Origin of the sequence: Streptomyces sp. NPDC001816 (genome assembly GCF_042892235.1) — a bacterium.
Classification (GTDB): Bacteria; Actinomycetota; Actinomycetes; order Streptomycetales; family Streptomycetaceae; genus Streptomyces.
In genome coordinates, this window is sequence record NZ_JBIATY010000007.1 from 345,841 (window position 1) to 359,517 (window position 13,677).

Annotated in this window: 13 protein-coding genes and 5 pseudogenes; 6 read left to right on the forward strand and 12 right to left on the reverse strand. The window is 69.7% G+C overall.

The features are described 5' to 3' along the window. The first annotated feature begins 81 nt into the window (after positions 1–81). Positions 82–603 (forward strand): GNAT family N-acetyltransferase, encoded by a 522-nt coding sequence (locus tag ACFYZZ_RS26560; protein ID WP_389180644.1) that lies wholly within the window; start codon positions 82–84, stop codon positions 601–603. Between the two features lie 9 nt (positions 604–612). Here the strand turns inward: ACFYZZ_RS26560 and ACFYZZ_RS26565 are convergent, their stop codons facing one another. Together ACFYZZ_RS26565 and ACFYZZ_RS26570 are read right to left on the reverse strand one after the other, a co-directional pair. Beyond that, on the reverse strand, positions 613–1,371 hold the full coding sequence (locus ACFYZZ_RS26565; RefSeq protein ID WP_389180646.1) for a class I SAM-dependent methyltransferase: 759 nt from the start codon (positions 1,369–1,371) through the stop codon (positions 613–615). A 168-nt stretch (positions 1,372–1,539) separates the two neighbouring features. Further along, positions 1,540–3,765 (reverse strand): hypothetical protein, encoded by a 2,226-nt coding sequence (locus ACFYZZ_RS26570; protein WP_389180648.1) that lies wholly within the window; start codon positions 3,763–3,765, stop codon positions 1,540–1,542. Between the two features lie 192 nt (positions 3,766–3,957). Between ACFYZZ_RS26570 and ACFYZZ_RS26575 the strand changes: the two genes are divergently transcribed. The 3 genes from ACFYZZ_RS26575 to ACFYZZ_RS26585 all read left to right on the forward strand — a co-directional run bounded on the left by ACFYZZ_RS26575 (position 3,958) and on the right by ACFYZZ_RS26585 (position 6,021). Then, positions 3,958–4,443 carry a VOC family protein gene (locus ACFYZZ_RS26575; protein WP_389180651.1) on the forward strand — a complete coding sequence of 162 codons (486 nt, stop codon included), beginning with the start codon at positions 3,958–3,960 and terminating at the stop codon, positions 4,441–4,443. A gap of 169 nt (positions 4,444–4,612) precedes the next feature. After that, the gene (locus ACFYZZ_RS26580; RefSeq protein ID WP_389180654.1) at positions 4,613–5,752 is read left to right on the forward strand and encodes an anion permease; all 1,140 of its coding nucleotides are present in this window, start codon (positions 4,613–4,615) and stop codon (positions 5,750–5,752) included. A gap of 41 nt (positions 5,753–5,793) precedes the next feature. Continuing rightward, complete coding sequence (locus ACFYZZ_RS26585) at positions 5,794–6,021, forward strand: hypothetical protein (RefSeq protein ID WP_389180657.1); 228 nt, start codon at positions 5,794–5,796, stop codon at positions 6,019–6,021. 24 nt (positions 6,022–6,045) lie between these two features. On the opposite strand, the pseudogene ACFYZZ_RS26590 reads toward ACFYZZ_RS26585, so the two are convergent. The 9 genes and pseudogenes from ACFYZZ_RS26590 to ACFYZZ_RS26630 all read right to left on the reverse strand — a co-directional run. Next, a pseudogene (locus ACFYZZ_RS26590) lies at positions 6,046–6,663 on the reverse strand (transcriptional regulator); the annotation flags it as partial. Positions 6,664–6,683: 20 nt separating this feature from the next. Next, entirely contained in the window at positions 6,684–6,926 is a 243-nt protein-coding gene (locus ACFYZZ_RS26595) for an inositol monophosphatase family protein (RefSeq protein WP_389180660.1), read from the reverse strand. Next, positions 6,845–7,093 (reverse strand): hypothetical protein, encoded by a 249-nt coding sequence (locus ACFYZZ_RS26600; protein WP_389181006.1) that lies wholly within the window; start codon positions 7,091–7,093, stop codon positions 6,845–6,847. The genes ACFYZZ_RS26595 and ACFYZZ_RS26600 overlap by 82 nt, the downstream gene beginning before the upstream one ends. Positions 7,094–7,135: 42 nt before the next feature. Then, positions 7,136–8,284, reverse strand: coding sequence for an NADAR family protein (locus ACFYZZ_RS26605; protein WP_389180663.1), 1,149 nt, complete (start codon positions 8,282–8,284; stop codon positions 7,136–7,138). A gap of 217 nt (positions 8,285–8,501) precedes the next feature. After that, on the reverse strand, positions 8,502–9,092 hold the full coding sequence (locus tag ACFYZZ_RS26610) for an RICIN domain-containing protein (RefSeq protein ID WP_389180666.1): 591 nt from the start codon (positions 9,090–9,092) through the stop codon (positions 8,502–8,504). Between the two features lie 258 nt (positions 9,093–9,350). Further along, positions 9,351–9,728: pseudogene (locus ACFYZZ_RS26615) on the reverse strand (LuxR C-terminal-related transcriptional regulator); the annotation flags it as partial. A gap of 158 nt (positions 9,729–9,886) precedes the next feature. After that, positions 9,887–10,659 (reverse strand): annotated as a pseudogene (locus ACFYZZ_RS26620) (transposase family protein). A 56-nt stretch (positions 10,660–10,715) separates the two neighbouring features. Further along, positions 10,716–11,084 (reverse strand): nuclear transport factor 2 family protein, encoded by a 369-nt coding sequence (locus tag ACFYZZ_RS26625; protein WP_389180986.1) that lies wholly within the window; start codon positions 11,082–11,084, stop codon positions 10,716–10,718. A 384-nt stretch (positions 11,085–11,468) separates the two neighbouring features. Beyond that, positions 11,469–11,867 (reverse strand): annotated as a pseudogene (locus ACFYZZ_RS26630) (amidohydrolase family protein); the annotation flags it as partial. 136 nt (positions 11,868–12,003) lie between these two features. Here ACFYZZ_RS26630 and ACFYZZ_RS26635 point away from each other — a divergent pair. Then, positions 12,004–12,231: pseudogene (locus tag ACFYZZ_RS26635) on the forward strand (alpha/beta fold hydrolase); the annotation flags it as partial. A 33-nt stretch (positions 12,232–12,264) separates the two neighbouring features. Here the strand turns inward: ACFYZZ_RS26635 and ACFYZZ_RS26640 are convergent. Next, positions 12,265–12,597 carry a hypothetical protein gene (locus ACFYZZ_RS26640; protein WP_389180989.1) on the reverse strand — a complete coding sequence of 111 codons (333 nt, stop codon included), beginning with the start codon at positions 12,595–12,597 and terminating at the stop codon, positions 12,265–12,267. Between the two features lie 227 nt (positions 12,598–12,824). Between ACFYZZ_RS26640 and ACFYZZ_RS26645 the strand changes: the two genes are divergently transcribed. After that, entirely contained in the window at positions 12,825–13,649 is an 825-nt protein-coding gene (locus ACFYZZ_RS26645) for a M55 family metallopeptidase (RefSeq protein ID WP_389180669.1), read from the forward strand. Positions 13,650–13,677: the final 28 nt, after the last annotated feature.

The window sequence follows — 13,677 nt, forward strand, 5'->3', positions numbered from 1 at the left end:
CGATGGTCTCCATGCGGCCGGGAACGTGGATGCGGGGACGTGGCAGCGGCCGTCGTCGGACGGACGTGCGAAGATCCCTGGGTGAATGATCTACGTATTCGCTCTGCCTCCGAAGCCGACTTGGCTGCCCTCGTCCGCCTCCGTGACGAGGCTGCACGCTGGATGCTCGCCCGCGACATCACCGGGCAGTGGCTGCCGGGAGAGTTGGACGAGGATCACTTCCGCCGGGTCATGGCACACGGCGAGGTCTGGCTCGCGGAGGCCGGCGGGCGCATCGCCGGCGCCTGGGAGCTGTGGTGGGATGACGAAGACGCCTGGGGTCCACAGCCGCCCGTGGCCGGATACGTGCACCGCCTCATGGTGGACAGGGGTGTCGCCGCACCCGGCACGGGCAGGCTGCTGCTGACCGCCGCGGAACAGCGAGTGGCTGCGGTGGGACGGACATGTGTGCGCCTGGACTGCTTGGCCGGTAATGCACAGCTCAACGCCTATTACCGGAACGCCGGTTACCGCCCCGTGGGCCGCAAGGAGGGCAAGCCGCAGCCGAGCGGGACGCCCAAGTCCTTCACGCTACTGGAGAAGGAGCTGCCGAAGGCTGGGTAGGGCGCCGCGTCAGCGCAGTTCGAGCGTGAGCAGCGGCTCAGCAAACACAGGCGCTGGGGCGTCGGGATCTGCGGCGACAGCCTGCTCCAGTCGGTGGAAGCCGGCCTCCAGCTCGTCGGGACTGAGCTGCGCGAAGAACGAGAGGGTGCGCAGGCGCAGCCGTTCGAGCATGGCGCCGCGGGTGCCCGAGGACGGCTCGGTGACCGTGCCGAAGCTGACAACGCGCCAGCCGACCGAGGTGAACGTCGCGATGACTTCGTGCAGTGGCTGATATATCGAGGCGTCGGCCTCGTAACCGCGGGGGAAGTACTCCAGCCACCACGGCCGCGGATGGTGGTCACTGAAATTCGTGCGCAGGAGCAGCCGTCCTCCCGTCCTGAGCACCCTGGCCAGCTCCCGGGCCGCCCGGGGCTTGTCCTGGACGTGGTGCCAGGACCAGGCCATGAGAGCGTAGTCGGCGCTGTCGGAGGGCACGGGTATCTCCTCGGCGGTGCCTGGGAGATACCGCACAGCGGGATGCTGGGACTGCGTTTGCGCAACCTCGCGCATGCGCACCGACGGCTCGACGCCGATGACCGGTCCGAACGCTCGTGCCAGCGCGGGGGTGAACCTGCCGGTGCCTGAGCCGACGTCCAGCCCTGCCAGCGGACGCGGTTCGGGCAGCGCCGCTTCGAAGGCGCTCATCCATACGTGCAGTTGCTGCTGGGTGAGCGCGCGGCCGCGCGCATAGTCCTGATGCTGCTCCGAGTCGTAGTCGATCGATCTCATCGCTTCTCCTCGTGTCGCCCCGATATATCGAGTTGATACATCGGGACGATATTTGCCGACGCCTCATCCCACAAGGACGCCTATCTGACCGGGGCTTCACCGATGACCCGAGGTGCAATGTGACCCTCGTCAGTCGGTCGCACGGCGGTAGAGGCCGGCGCGCGCCGTTCAGTGCGCCAGTTCCGCCAGCACGCGCCGGGCGACGACGCGGAACTGCGAGTCGTTGTGAATGATCTCGGTCTGGATGCCCGAGCCCACGATGCGGCGTGCCCCGTCGGCAAGTGTCCGCACGCGGTTGAGTTGGGTGGGGGTGAATGCGGAGGGGCCGAGCGCGGCGAGGGCCTCCAGGGCGGTCAGTGCGGAGTTCAGGGTCGCGCCCGGAGCCACTGACTGGAGGATGCGGTCGGCAAGGTCGGTGAGCGCGATGCCCGCGGGGCGGTCACTGCCCGGGTGCGCGGCCACCAGTGCGTGGGCGGCGGCCGCGGTCATGTCCGATCGGTCGAGCATCGGCAGCAGGTGTGAGGTGGCCGGCCGCGCGGCGGGCCCGAGGAGGGTGGCGACCTCGGCCGCGCGGTTCGCGGTCTGGTGGCCCCAGGGATCGGTGGCCCAGGTCAGGCCCTCCAGGACCATGGGCAGCACGAGCGCCTGATCGCCGGTCAGCTCCCATACTGCACCGGCCGCCGCCAACCCGGCTCGGGTGGCGGGGATGGTCGTTCGGGTCTCCGCCGGTTCGGACAGCAGCGCCATGAGCTGGGGAAGGAGCGCGCGGGCCTGCTCGCCGAGTGAGGCGGCGGCTTGGACGTACTGGTCGCGCGTACCGCTCTGCTCGGCGAGCGCCGGCCCCAGGACGGCGATCAAGGGGTCGGCGTCGTTCGTCAGGGTGTGGAGCGCGGTCGCGGCTGCCTGGCGGTTCGACCTGGGGCCGGCCCCGGCGCAGGCGCGCAGGGCGGTGACCGCGTCGGGGTCGAGCTGTGCGTCGGCGACGGTGGCGAGCGCACGGCTGACCGGTACGGCGTGATGCGGCAGGGCGGCCGTCAACTCGGGTATCGCGGCCCGAGCCGAAGGCCCCCAACCGGCCAGGAGACCGGCGAGATACACCGGTTCGTTGGCGGTCGCGAGGCCGCCGGCCATCAGTGACTGACGCTTGCGAGGTGTCATGGCGTCGGCTGTCGCCGCGGCCAGCCGTGCGCGGACGGTGTCGAGCAGCGCCGGAGTGCACGGCAGCGGCGCCGGAGGACGTTGCAGGGTGAGCTGGAAGGCGGCTTTCAGAGCGTGTGGCCGGTCCGCCAGCCGTTGTGCGAGGAGATCCGCCGCCTCGGGCGCGCCCAGTGCCACCAGGGCTGCCAAGGCGCGGTCAGCCAACTCGTCCGTCCCCTGAGCGAGACGGGCCAGTGCAGGGACCGCCTTGGGGGCGGGCTCGCCCCAATCGCGCACCGCGGTGATGACGGCGCCGGCGGTGGCCGGTGTGTTCAGCAGCGGCAGCATCGCCGGCAAGAGCCGCGCCGGGGCTGTCCGGGAGCGCAGGGCGAGCGACTCGGCCGCCCAGGTCGCCTCCGCCACCGCCGTCCGGGCATCCGCGCCATCGCGCAGAGCCTCCACCGCGCGATCCAGGGCCGAGACGACGACCTCGATCGCCGCATCCGCATCGCCGCGCTCGTACAGGTCAACGGCGAGGGCCTGCAGCGGCTCCCGTTGCCACTGGCCGCCTGCCGTGTGCGGCCCCAGCGGCGACAGCGCCGCCACGACAGCGGCCAGCTCCCCATCCCACGGGCGACCGGTCTCCACACAGGCCAGAAGCGCTGCCACACGGACCGGCGGGGGCTCTGTCGCGCGCAGGCCGGCCGTACACAGTGCCTCGGACGCGTCCCGGTCGACCAGCACGCACGCGGTGAGCACGTCCGCTCGCACCACCGGTTCGGCTTCCACCTCCCAGCGGTGCCGCAACACCGTCCAGCCGGCCGGCCTCGCCGCCGACCCACACTGGGCCACCGCCCAGGCCGCGCACTGCCGTACCTCGGCGTCGGAGTCCGACAGCAAGGGCAGCATCAGCGGCAGTTGCGCGACGACAGCCGCACGCGCCGCACCCGGCTGGTCCAGGCCGTGTTCGTCCGCACTCTCGGCGATGGCGCCCAGCATGCCGAGCAGGTTCGCACGGCGCACCCCCGCCGCCGCCAAGCGGGCCAGAAAGGGGACGGCCGCCACCGTGGCCTCGTACACCGTGCCCTGGTGCACGATGCTGCCACACAGTTCCTGCTCGGCCTGTGCCGCAGCCTCCTCGTCCGCGCCTGTCACTACGCGCAGCAAACCGGGCACATCATCGGCGGGACCGTAGGCATGGTCGAGTTCCGGCCAGGCAATCCGGTCGAGGTCTGCAAACACGGTGGCAAGATCCATGCGGTGGATCCTGTCATGTGGGTCCGACAGCACGACGCGGCCGCCCGACTCCCCGACCGAGCTGGTGCACGGTGTCGTAGACCCTGGCCGCCCATGGACCACATCAGCGATTGACCTCAACCAAACTTGAGCTTTTAGGTTCCTTCCAGAACCGCAGGAACCGACCAGCGGTGCCTTTCAAGGAGGTTCGCCGTGACCGAGTACGCAGCCCATGTCGAGATCCCCGACCGCTACCGCTATGCCGTGATCCCGCACATCATGGTCGATGACGCCGCCGCGGCGATCGGTTTCTACCAGCGGGCGTTCGGCGCCCGTGAGGAGTTCAGGATCGATGCTCCGGGCGGCGGGATTCTGCACGCCGAGATCACCATCGGACGGTCGATCCTGATGCTGGGCGACGCCGGCGCGGGCGAAGCGGGGGCTGCCTCCTTCGCCGCGCCGACCTCGCTCGGCGGAGGTACGTCCGTCACACTGCATGTCTTCGTGCCGGACGTCGACAGCTTGGCGGAGCGCGCAGAAGCCGTCGGCGCTGAGATCGTCCAGCCGCCGAAGGACATGTTCCACGGTGACCGCACCGTCATCCTCAAGGACCCTTTCGGCCACATGTGGGTATTTCTGACCCACGTGGAAGACGTCTCGCATGGGGAGCTTCGGCGCCGCCTGGCCGCCGCCGGGTGACTGGCCCCCCGGTGCGAGCGGTGATCCGGACCGAATACCGACGGTCCCCCCGGTCGTGTGCTCCGAGGTCGCGGGCTCCGGAAACGCCGCTTAGCGTGGAAGGCAAGGCGCGTCCGGGCGGGCACGCACGGCAGGCGCGAGGTCCGGCCATCCCTCGTGAGGTTTCCCAGTGGGTACCGTCTCGTTCCTTCTCATCGTCGTCGTTCTGACAGCTCTGGCCTTCGACTTCACCAATGGGTTCCACGACACCGCCAATTCCATGGCGACATCGGTGGCCACCGGTGCCCTGAGACCACGCGTCGCGGTCGCGGTCGCGGGTGTGCTCAACCTTGCGGGTGCATTCCTGTCCACGGCCGTCGCGAAGACCATCTCCGGCGGCATCGTGGACGACTCGAAGGTGTCCCTGGTCATGATCTTCGCGGGTCTCGTCGGCGCACTCCTCTGGAACCTGATGACCTGGTTCGCCGGGGTGCCGTCGAGTTCGTCGCACGCTTTGTTCGGGGGGCTGATCGGTGCCGTGTGGGTCGGTGCCGGCGGTTCCGCCGTGCAGTTCGGAGTGCTCGTGGAGAAGATCGTGATCCCTGCCGTCCTCTCGCCGGTCGTCGCCGGCGTCGTGGCCGTGCTGGCGACCTACCTCGCGTACGTCATCACCGGGCGGACGGCACCTGATCAGGCACGGAGGGGATTTCGCAGGGGACAGGTCGGTTCGGCGTCGCTGGTCGCACTGGCGCACGGCACCAACGACGCGCAGAAGACCATGGGCGTCATCACTCTCGCTCTCATCTCCGCCGGGGTACTGCCCCACGACTCGGGGCCGCCCTGGTGGGTGGTGCTCACCGCCGGTCTGGCGATCGCGCTCGGCACGTATACGGGTGGCTGGCGGATCATCCGCACCATGGGCAAGGGCCTCACCGACATCGAAGCGCCACAGGGCTTCGCGGCCGAGACCAGCGCCACGGCCGTGATTCTCGCGTCCTCCCACATGGGCTTTCCGCTCTCGACCACGCAGGTGTGCACCGGCAGCATCCTGGGCGCAGGCCTGGGGCGCAAATTGGCCCAGGTGCGGTGGGGTACGGCCGGGCGCATCGCCCTGTCGTGGGTGCTGACGCTGCCCGCAGCGGCGGCCGTCGGCGGCGCCGCGGCCTGGATCGCAGATCACGGCACTTTCGGTGTGGCCCTGGTGGCGGCCGCGGCCGTCGGCTCGGCGGCCGGGTTCTGGGCCTTGTCGCGCCGCCGCCCCGTGACTGCAGACAACGTCAATGAACTGCCCGCTCCGCTGCCCCGGCACGCGGAGAACCCCGCGGCGTGAGCGGAGCGGCCGCCCGGTCCACGGGCTGAGGGAGGCGACGGATGGACATCGACTGGAGTGTCTTCGGCGGCGTATTCGGTGTAAGCCTCGGTATCACGCTGCTCACGGTCGTGCTGTTTTCTCTCGGCATCGCCGCCTGGCCCGGCGGCACCGACGGGGAACGGACGCGCCGTGCGAACCGGCCGATCGGCACCGCAGTGGCGGTGTTGTGCTTCTGCGTGTGCCTGGCGGTCGCCGCGTACGGGATCGCCCTGATTGTGGCTGGCTGACGGCCGTTTCAACCCGCTTCACCGCAGTTCATCGGTGCCCATCGCGGACGACCATCAGGCCCTCGTCGTAGGCCCGGTGCGCCTTCCACCACAGGTTCACGAATGCCTGGGAGCGGATCAGGTGCATCCAGTCGGTGCGGTACAGCTCCCGGTTGTAGTTCGACTCCCCCATCGTGGAGACGAACTACGAGTACATGGCCTTCACGTACTCCAGCGTGGCCTCGTCTTCCTCGGCGATCGCCCGCTCCCGGGCGTCCTTCAAGGTCCGGGACTCGTGGATCTCCAGCGGGTCGCACAGCCGTACTTCGGGCCCGAGAGACGGAGCAGCAGGCGCAGGGTCGGCTCGGTCACCCACAGCGGGCCCGACTCGTCCCGGCTGCCGATCGGGTTGGGCAAGTAGGCGTCGTGCTCCCAGGTGGGCGGGGTGATCAGGTGGACGCCAGCGCGTCGGCGGTCGTGGTGGTTGCCGGTGGAGCGCTCCAGCTGGCCGAGCGGCAGGTGCGTCTTGAGCGCGGACAGATAGGCGCCGTTGACGTCGAGGGCGGTCACCTCGTGCTTGCCGGGCGGCAGTTCGGCCCGTGACCACTTGGGCCGGGCCTCCCAGATCTGGTCGGCGCCCCGGGAGGTCTGCTTGCGCAGGATTGCGCGGATCGGACGGCCGTTCAGGTGCGCTCCGCCGCCGCGGGTCGCCGTGAAGATCTCCCGCCGCCAGGGATCGGCCGGCAAGCCAGCAACGGGACACCCTGCGGGCTCGCCAGGCCCAGCGAGAACGAGCACCAGCCGATGCCGTGCGCGTAGTTCGTCGTACCGTCCACCGGGTCGATCACCCAGTGCGGCGCCCCCTTCGTACCCTCGTGGACGCCGTACTCCTCGCCCTCGATGCGTACTCCGGGAACTCGCGGCACAGAACGGCCCGGACGTGGGCCTCCACCGCTTCGTCCGTGTCCGTCACGATGTCGGCCGGGGTGGCCTTCTCCCGTACGTCGCTCACGTCGCCCGTGGCACGTGGCCGGCGGATCCGTTCCGAGGCCCACTCGGCGAGTTCCGTCGCCACTGCCAGTTCCCGGTCCATCAGTCGACCACCGCCACCGTCGCTCCCGCTGTCGCGCCAGTTCTACAACATGGGCGGCCGGCCGCCCGGCCCGGCCTGCCCCAGGACCTGGCGTGCGTGCAGTTCGGAGCGTACGAGTTCCAGGAGCCGGCCCATCCAGTTGCGGCCCCGGCCGGAGTTGTCGCCCCAGAAGTACGAGTCCGCGTCGTCGTAGATCACGGTCGCGTCGCCGGTTCCCAGAAGGATCTCGGCCAGGTCGGGGTGTTGGTCGTACTTGGCGCGCAGCAGGTTCGTCATGACGGCGGTACGGGCCTGTTCCCAGCCCTCTCGACGCGGCGCCTCGGCGGCGAGCGTACGCGCCGCGTCGCCCGTGTCCGCCCTCGCGACCGTGTCCCGGACCGCGGGGTCGGCGACCGACAGGGCCCAGTAGGCATGGGCGACGGACGGATAGGCGACCTCCGCGACCTCGAGCGGGGCAGGGTAGTCGTTGCGCAGGCCACGCCTACCCGGGTCGGCCACTCGCTCTTGCGGATACGAGTGGTTCAGCTTGACCGAGGCAGGAGCGTGCGAGGTCGCCGGTCCATCGGCCGGGATCCGAGAGGGCCGCTCCGCGATCCATCGAGCCCGTTCCTCGAAGTAGGAGACGGCCTCGTCGTACACCTCCTGCGTGACAGGTGTGTCGGGCAGGCTTTGCGTGCGACCGCCGGGACCGGCCACCAGGACCTGCAACGGCCCGTCCTTGCGGTCCATGTCACCGAGGGCGTAGCGGCGCTGTGACGCCGGGATGGCCAGGTAGGCTTCGCGGACCGCGGCGCGGTTCTCCTCGGTCCGGTCGGCCAGGAAGACGTCCACCGCCGCGAGACACCGGGCCGTGGAGTCGGGACGGCCGTTCAGCTGGTCGAGAGTGTCCCGGACCTCGGCCACCAGCAACTCGGGCGTGAGCCAGGTGCGTGGCTCACTGAAATTCCAGCCGGCCAGGTCGTGCGCGGACGCCGAGGCGCCGTCCGGGAGACTGGTGGCGACCCAGCCGCTGCGGAGCTTGTCCTCGAACTCCTCGATGGTGACCAGGCCCCAGCAGTCGATGAGACCGTCGGCATAGATGAACAGGTCCGTCAGGTAGTAGTGGCCGCCGTTGCAGATGAAGGCGTGCCGCCAGGTGCCGGGTACGCGGATGCCGTCCGCGGTGCGATGGGTGGTCCTTCTGCCGATCATGCTGCGAGTGTGCCGGACAGGTCATCGAGGAGGCACACCAATTGAATGGCCGCACCCTCAGGGCGATCCCGAGTGGCGGAACCTGCCACGGCCGCTGCGAACTCACCCGGACCGAGTGAGAGAGCTGATGTCACCCACCGGTCCGGGCCTGTCCGTACGCGTCATCCGTGGAGCCGGCCGCCGTCGAGGACACTGACGGCAACGGCCCACCGCCCGGTCACCCGTAGTACGACCACGCCTGGTTGGCGGCGCCGGCGATGCAGCCCCAGAGCTGCATCTTCGTCCCGTAGTTCGGGATGGTGTTGGCGTCCGCGTCGAGACACGTGCCCGACGCGCGGTTCACGAGAGAGTTGCCCGAGGGGGACCACACCTGATTGCTGTTGCCGTTGCAGTCCCAGAGCTGCACCCTGGTCCCGTTGTTCGGAATCGTGTTGGCGTCCGCGTCGAGACACTGGAAGCCCTGGCCGGTCTGCACGTAGTAGTAGCCCCTGGAGATGACGGAGAAGTACCAGACCTGGTTGTTGTTGCCGTTGCAGCCCCACAGCTGCGCCTTGGTCCCGTTGTTCGGGAGGGTGCTGGCGTCCGCGTCGAGACACAGGTGGCCCGTCGCCTTGCTGGCGATCTTCTGGTAGCGGTACATGATCCAGTCCGACGCCTTCCGCGAGGCGGGGACCTTCGCGTCCGTGGGCGCGGGCAGTTCGCTGAGCGACGAGATGTCCACGATCCGGGGCCCCGCCGCCGCAGGGGCGGAGGACGCTTCGACCGGCTGGGCGACACTCAGGGCCAGGGCGAGGGACACGGCTCCCATGGCGGTGGTGATACGAAGGCCGGTCCGGGCCCTCGGACGTGACAGCTGACGGGACATGAAGCCTCCATGTTCACATGCGCATTGGCGTCGATCGCCCTGATGGGGACTTGGCGGCCAGTGGACCAGGCGAAGTCCCGACCGGCAACGCGACACGTCCGCAAGATCACCAACGGCCACCGGGACGGCCCATCCCCTCGCCGCCGCCCAACGATCCCCGCCCCGGGACCTGTTCGAGCGGGCGCCAGAGCAGGCGGCCGGTCAGGTTCCGGGGATGATCGTGCGGGTCTCGTAGGCCCACATCGCGATTTCCACGCGGTTGCGGGCGCCGAGTTTGGCCATCAGGCTCGCCAGGTGGGTTTTCACCGTGCTCAGGCTGATGTGTAGGGCATCGGCGATCTCGGTGTTGGTCAGCCCGCGGGCGACGGCGAGGAGTACCTCCTCCTCGCGGGTGGTGACCGGGGAGACGGGCTGGGCGGCGGGCCGTCCGGTCGGCAGGTCCGCGAAGGCCCGCAGCAGGCGCACGGTGACGCTCGGCGCGATGAGTGCCTCGCCGTCGGCGGCCGAGCGCACGGCCTGTGCCAGCAGTTCCGGCCCGGTGTCCTTGAGCAGGAAGCCCCGGTCCCCCGCACGCAAAGCGCGGATCGCGCGGTGGGCGGCCGCCGACGTTCGACAAGGACGACTACAAGCAGCGGCACGCGGTCGAGTGCGGGATCAACCGTTTCGCAACAGGCCCTGAAGGGTGTTGCACAAGGCTGTCTTCGGGCAGGCCAGAGTCAGTGAGCGGGGTTGTCTGCTCATGCGGTGAGGGCGAGGTTGTGCATGTGGGCGACGGCCTGGACCGCGTGATGAAGCCCGTCGCCGCGCTGGCGGCAGTCGCGGAGGATCTTGTAGTTCTTCATCCGGCCGATCACATGTTCCACACGGGCGCGGACCCTGCGGTGCTCGGCGTTGTCGTCCTCCTCGCCCTTCGGCAGAGCTCGCCCGGGGCGTTTGCGGTGCGGCACCGCCATTCCGCAGTTGAGATACGCGCCGTCACCGAGCACCGTCACGCCCTGACAGTGCTCGCTGAGCCCGGAAGCGCGCCAGGCATGCGCGTCCGCCGTGGTTCCCGGCACCGGACGCGCAGCTGCGATCACCAGCCGCGTGTCCGCGTCCACGACGACCTGCACATTCGCGAAGAACCGGTAGTTGCGACTGGAGGCAGCCACACCCCGGTCGCGGACCGGGATGAGGGTGCCGTCCACGATCCAAATCCGTTCCGGGGCATCGGCCGGGCGGGAAACGGGCTCCCGCGCGAGCAACGGTCCCAGCCGCTGGATGACCCGGCAGACCCTGGAGGAGGAGACGCCGAACAACGGGCCCAGCTGCCGCATGGTCAGGTTCGTTCGGTAGTACACACCGCGACCATCAGCACCCGCTCGGCCAGCGGCAAGGACCACGGCCCGCCCCGCAGCGTCCCGTTGCCGCCCCGCTCCCGCACCACCCTCAACAGACCCGAAAACTGCGCCATCCGCAGCCCCGTGAACGTCTCCACCCACACCCGCTCAGCACGTGACACCGCAGCCACACAGGAGATGCCCAGCTCAGAGCCTTGTGCAACACCCTTTAGTCGCCCTGCTCCACTCATGCCTCAGGAATCCGGTCGAGGAAGCCGAGAACGGAGGTGATCCGGCCGTCCTCGGCCAGGGTGACCACGTCCGAGCCGGCGACCGGTGCAGAGCCGTCGGTGGTGGACACCAGCTCCCAGCCGAAGCGGGCGATGTGATGGTTGCCGTCCACGTCACCGGCCAGCCTGAACTCAAAGCCGGGGAACTGCTCCTGCGCGGCCCGGACGACCGCGGCGATCTGCTCGTGGCCGCGCACGTCGGCCAGCGGGTCGGTGTAGGTGCCGTCCTCGGACCACGCCGCGGCGACCGCCTTGGCGAGCGCGTCGGTGTCCGTGGCGTTCCACGCCTCGAAGTAACGGGTGACAGCGGCAACGTAGATCGACATGATAAGACTCCCGTTCCGGTGAAGTGGCATGCCACTCAAGTCAGTTGGTCCGGGTTTCGGGCCGGAGTGCGCCGGCCCGAAACCCGATGACCCCACCATGCCGCGCCCCACCCGGGACGCGCGATTACCACCCAGGTAATGTCGTCCCGACACGGAGTCGGGGCCTCCCGCATGAAGGGCCCCTGCACTGCTACTCCGATGCCAGCCGCGGACGCCACGTGCCGTCGAGCGGAATGCGGCGGCCGCCGCGATCCGGTTGCGTGATTCCACCAGTCGGGTCCTCAGCGCGGGGAGATCCACGTCCACCAGCGCGCCGTCGCGCTTGACCACACGGCCGGCGACGAGAACCGTGTCGACAAGGCCGGGATGGCCGGCGGAGACGGTCGTGGCAGCCGGGTCGGTGACCGGGAACACGGTCAGGTCGTCGGCGCGCAGCAAGATCACATCGGCGTCCTTGCCGGGCCTGATGCTGCCTGTCCGGGCGCCGAGCCCGCACGCCTGGGCGCCGTCGACGGTGGCGAACTCCAGGAGGTCCCGGGAGCGCAGGCCGCCGTCCAAGCCGCGCTGCACCGCGTAGGCGGTGCGCAGGGTGGAGAACATGTCGCCACCGGCCGCCGGGACGTCGTCGACGGACAGCGTCGGACGCAGGCCGGCGGCCAGCACGCGGCCGGTCAACGGCCAGCCGAACCCCATCTTCAGCTCGACGTCCGGGCTGATCGACATCGAACTGCCGGCGTCGGCGAGCGTCCGCAGCTCGTCGTCATCGATCCCGTTGCCGTGCACGAACCGCCAGCTCGGCCGCCAGCTTCAGCTCCTCGGCAACAGTGTCCGTGGAGGTGTCTTCATGGCCGCGCAGCCCCAGCGCCATGGTGACCAGGCCGCCCCCGGAAAGGACCGGCATGGTCCGCGACGCCCTGCTGCCGGCTCCTCCGGGCGGATCTACTACAAGCGCGCCCACACCCCCTATTGACGACAGCCACCCGAGAACTTCATCGTCCTGCGCCACATCGCCGAACGCACCAACAACTTCGTCCGCTGGACGGAGTTCGATCGAGGAGGCCACTTCGCAGCGTTGGAAGAGCCCGACCTGCTCGTTGACGACATCCGAGCCTTCTTCCGCAACCTGCGCAACACACCCCTGTCCTGACGGGACGACAACTGAGGTGCGGGGCCCGGTGTGTCAGCGGTCCGAGGCCGGGAGGCAGGCCAGGCCGGTGTCGAGCATGATGCGGTCGACCGTCGCCGCGAGCGTGCTGTCCGCGCCGATGACGGTCTCGATGCCGCCAGGCAGCAGATCGTGTTCCCGGTACAAGCCGCGCATCTCCGCCTCGCCGTACTCACCCGGCAGTTGCTTGGTGGCGTGCCGGGCGAGGACGATGCGCCGCAGGTTGTCCTGGCCGACCAAGGCCAAGCCGCGGCCGAACTTCTCGCGGAGGCCGGCCGCGACGGACGACTTTCCCGAGGCGCTGTTACCGCGCAGCACGACCAGCCGGGTATCTTCCGTGCCCACCATCACGGCGGGCACTGTACCGGTCCACGGGTGTGGTGCGGGGGCGTCCTGGCCGCCATGTGCGGGGCGGGCAGCAGCATGCTCGGGAACCTGGAGAAGCAGGGCCAATGCCACGGCGCTCGGCGCGGTCCACGGTCATGTGGGTGCCAACTACCGGTCTTGCCCGGCCACGGGCGATGATCCGATCGTGAACGCCCAGGATGTTGGCGGCTGTTGAGGGGAGCGCACGGATGAGGGTCTTCATCTCGTCGGACATGGAGGGCACCGCGGGGGTCGTCGACTGGGACCAGTGCCGGCCGTCGGGCTCCGAGTACGGCTACTACCGGGACCTGCTGGAGCAGGAGGTCAACGCGGCGATCGAAGGCGCGGCGGCGGCCGGCGCACGGGCGTTCCTGGTCAACGACTCGCACTCGGCGATGTCCAACCTGCGCCCGGACCGGCTGGCGCACCGGGCACGTTATCTGTCAGGCCGGCACAAGCCGCTGTACATGATGCAGGGGCTCGACGAGTCGTTCGACGCGGTCTTCTTCGTCTCGTACCACGGCTCCATGTCCGGTGCCCCGGCGACGCTGTCGCACACCTACAACCCGCGCGCGATCGCCGAGGTCCGGCTGAACGGTGTGCCGACCGGGGAGGCCGGGATCAATGCCCTGGTCGCGCTCGGACACCGGGTACCGGTCGTGCTGATCACGGGCGACGACGTCACCGCCGCGCAGATCGAGCCGTTCTGCCCCGGTGTCCAGGCGGCGGTGGTGAAGAACTCGGTCTCCCGCTTCGCCGCCGACAGCCTGCACCCGGAAGAGGCTCGTGAGGTGATCACGGAGGCCGCCGGTGCCGCGGTGCGGCGGCTGGCCGACGCCCAACTGCCCGCGATCGCCCTGCCGGCCACCCTGACCGTCCGCTTCCGCAACGTCGACCTGGCCGAGATGGTGACCTGGATCAACGGTGTGGTCCGTGCGGACGAACTCACCGTCCGCCTACGCGACGACGACCCCGTCCGCCTGTACCGCACCTTCGTCACCATGGTCCTGCTCACCCGAGGCATCGCCGAGTAGCTCGCGGCTTGGTGATCAGGCCAGTTGA

Excerpts from the sequence above, each read along its gene's own strand:
- ACFYZZ_RS26565 (WP_389180646.1), bottom strand. The coding sequence starts at position 1,371 with ATGAGATCGATCGACTACGACTCGGAGCAGCATCAGGACTATGCGCGC.
- ACFYZZ_RS26570 (WP_389180648.1), bottom strand. The coding sequence starts at position 3,765 with ATGGATCTTGCCACCGTGTTTGCAGACCTCGACCGGATTGCCTGGCCG.
- ACFYZZ_RS26585 (WP_389180657.1), top strand. The coding sequence starts at position 5,794 with ATGGACATCGACTGGAGTGTCTTCGGCGGCGTATTCGGTGTAAGCCTC.
- ACFYZZ_RS26600 (WP_389181006.1), bottom strand. The coding sequence starts at position 7,093 with ATGGACCGGGAACTGGCAGTGGCGACGGAACTCGCCGAGTGGGCCTCG.
- ACFYZZ_RS26605 (WP_389180663.1), bottom strand. The coding sequence starts at position 8,284 with ATGATCGGCAGAAGGACCACCCATCGCACCGCGGACGGCATCCGCGTA.
- ACFYZZ_RS26610 (WP_389180666.1), bottom strand. The coding sequence starts at position 9,092 with ATGGGAGCCGTGTCCCTCGCCCTGGCCCTGAGTGTCGCCCAGCCGGTC.
- ACFYZZ_RS26625 (WP_389180986.1), bottom strand. The coding sequence starts at position 11,084 with ATGTCGATCTACGTTGCCGCTGTCACCCGTTACTTCGAGGCGTGGAAC.
- ACFYZZ_RS26640 (WP_389180989.1), bottom strand. The coding sequence starts at position 12,597 with ATGGTGGGCACGGAAGATACCCGGCTGGTCGTGCTGCGCGGTAACAGC.
- ACFYZZ_RS26645 (WP_389180669.1), top strand. The coding sequence starts at position 12,825 with ATGAGGGTCTTCATCTCGTCGGACATGGAGGGCACCGCGGGGGTCGTC.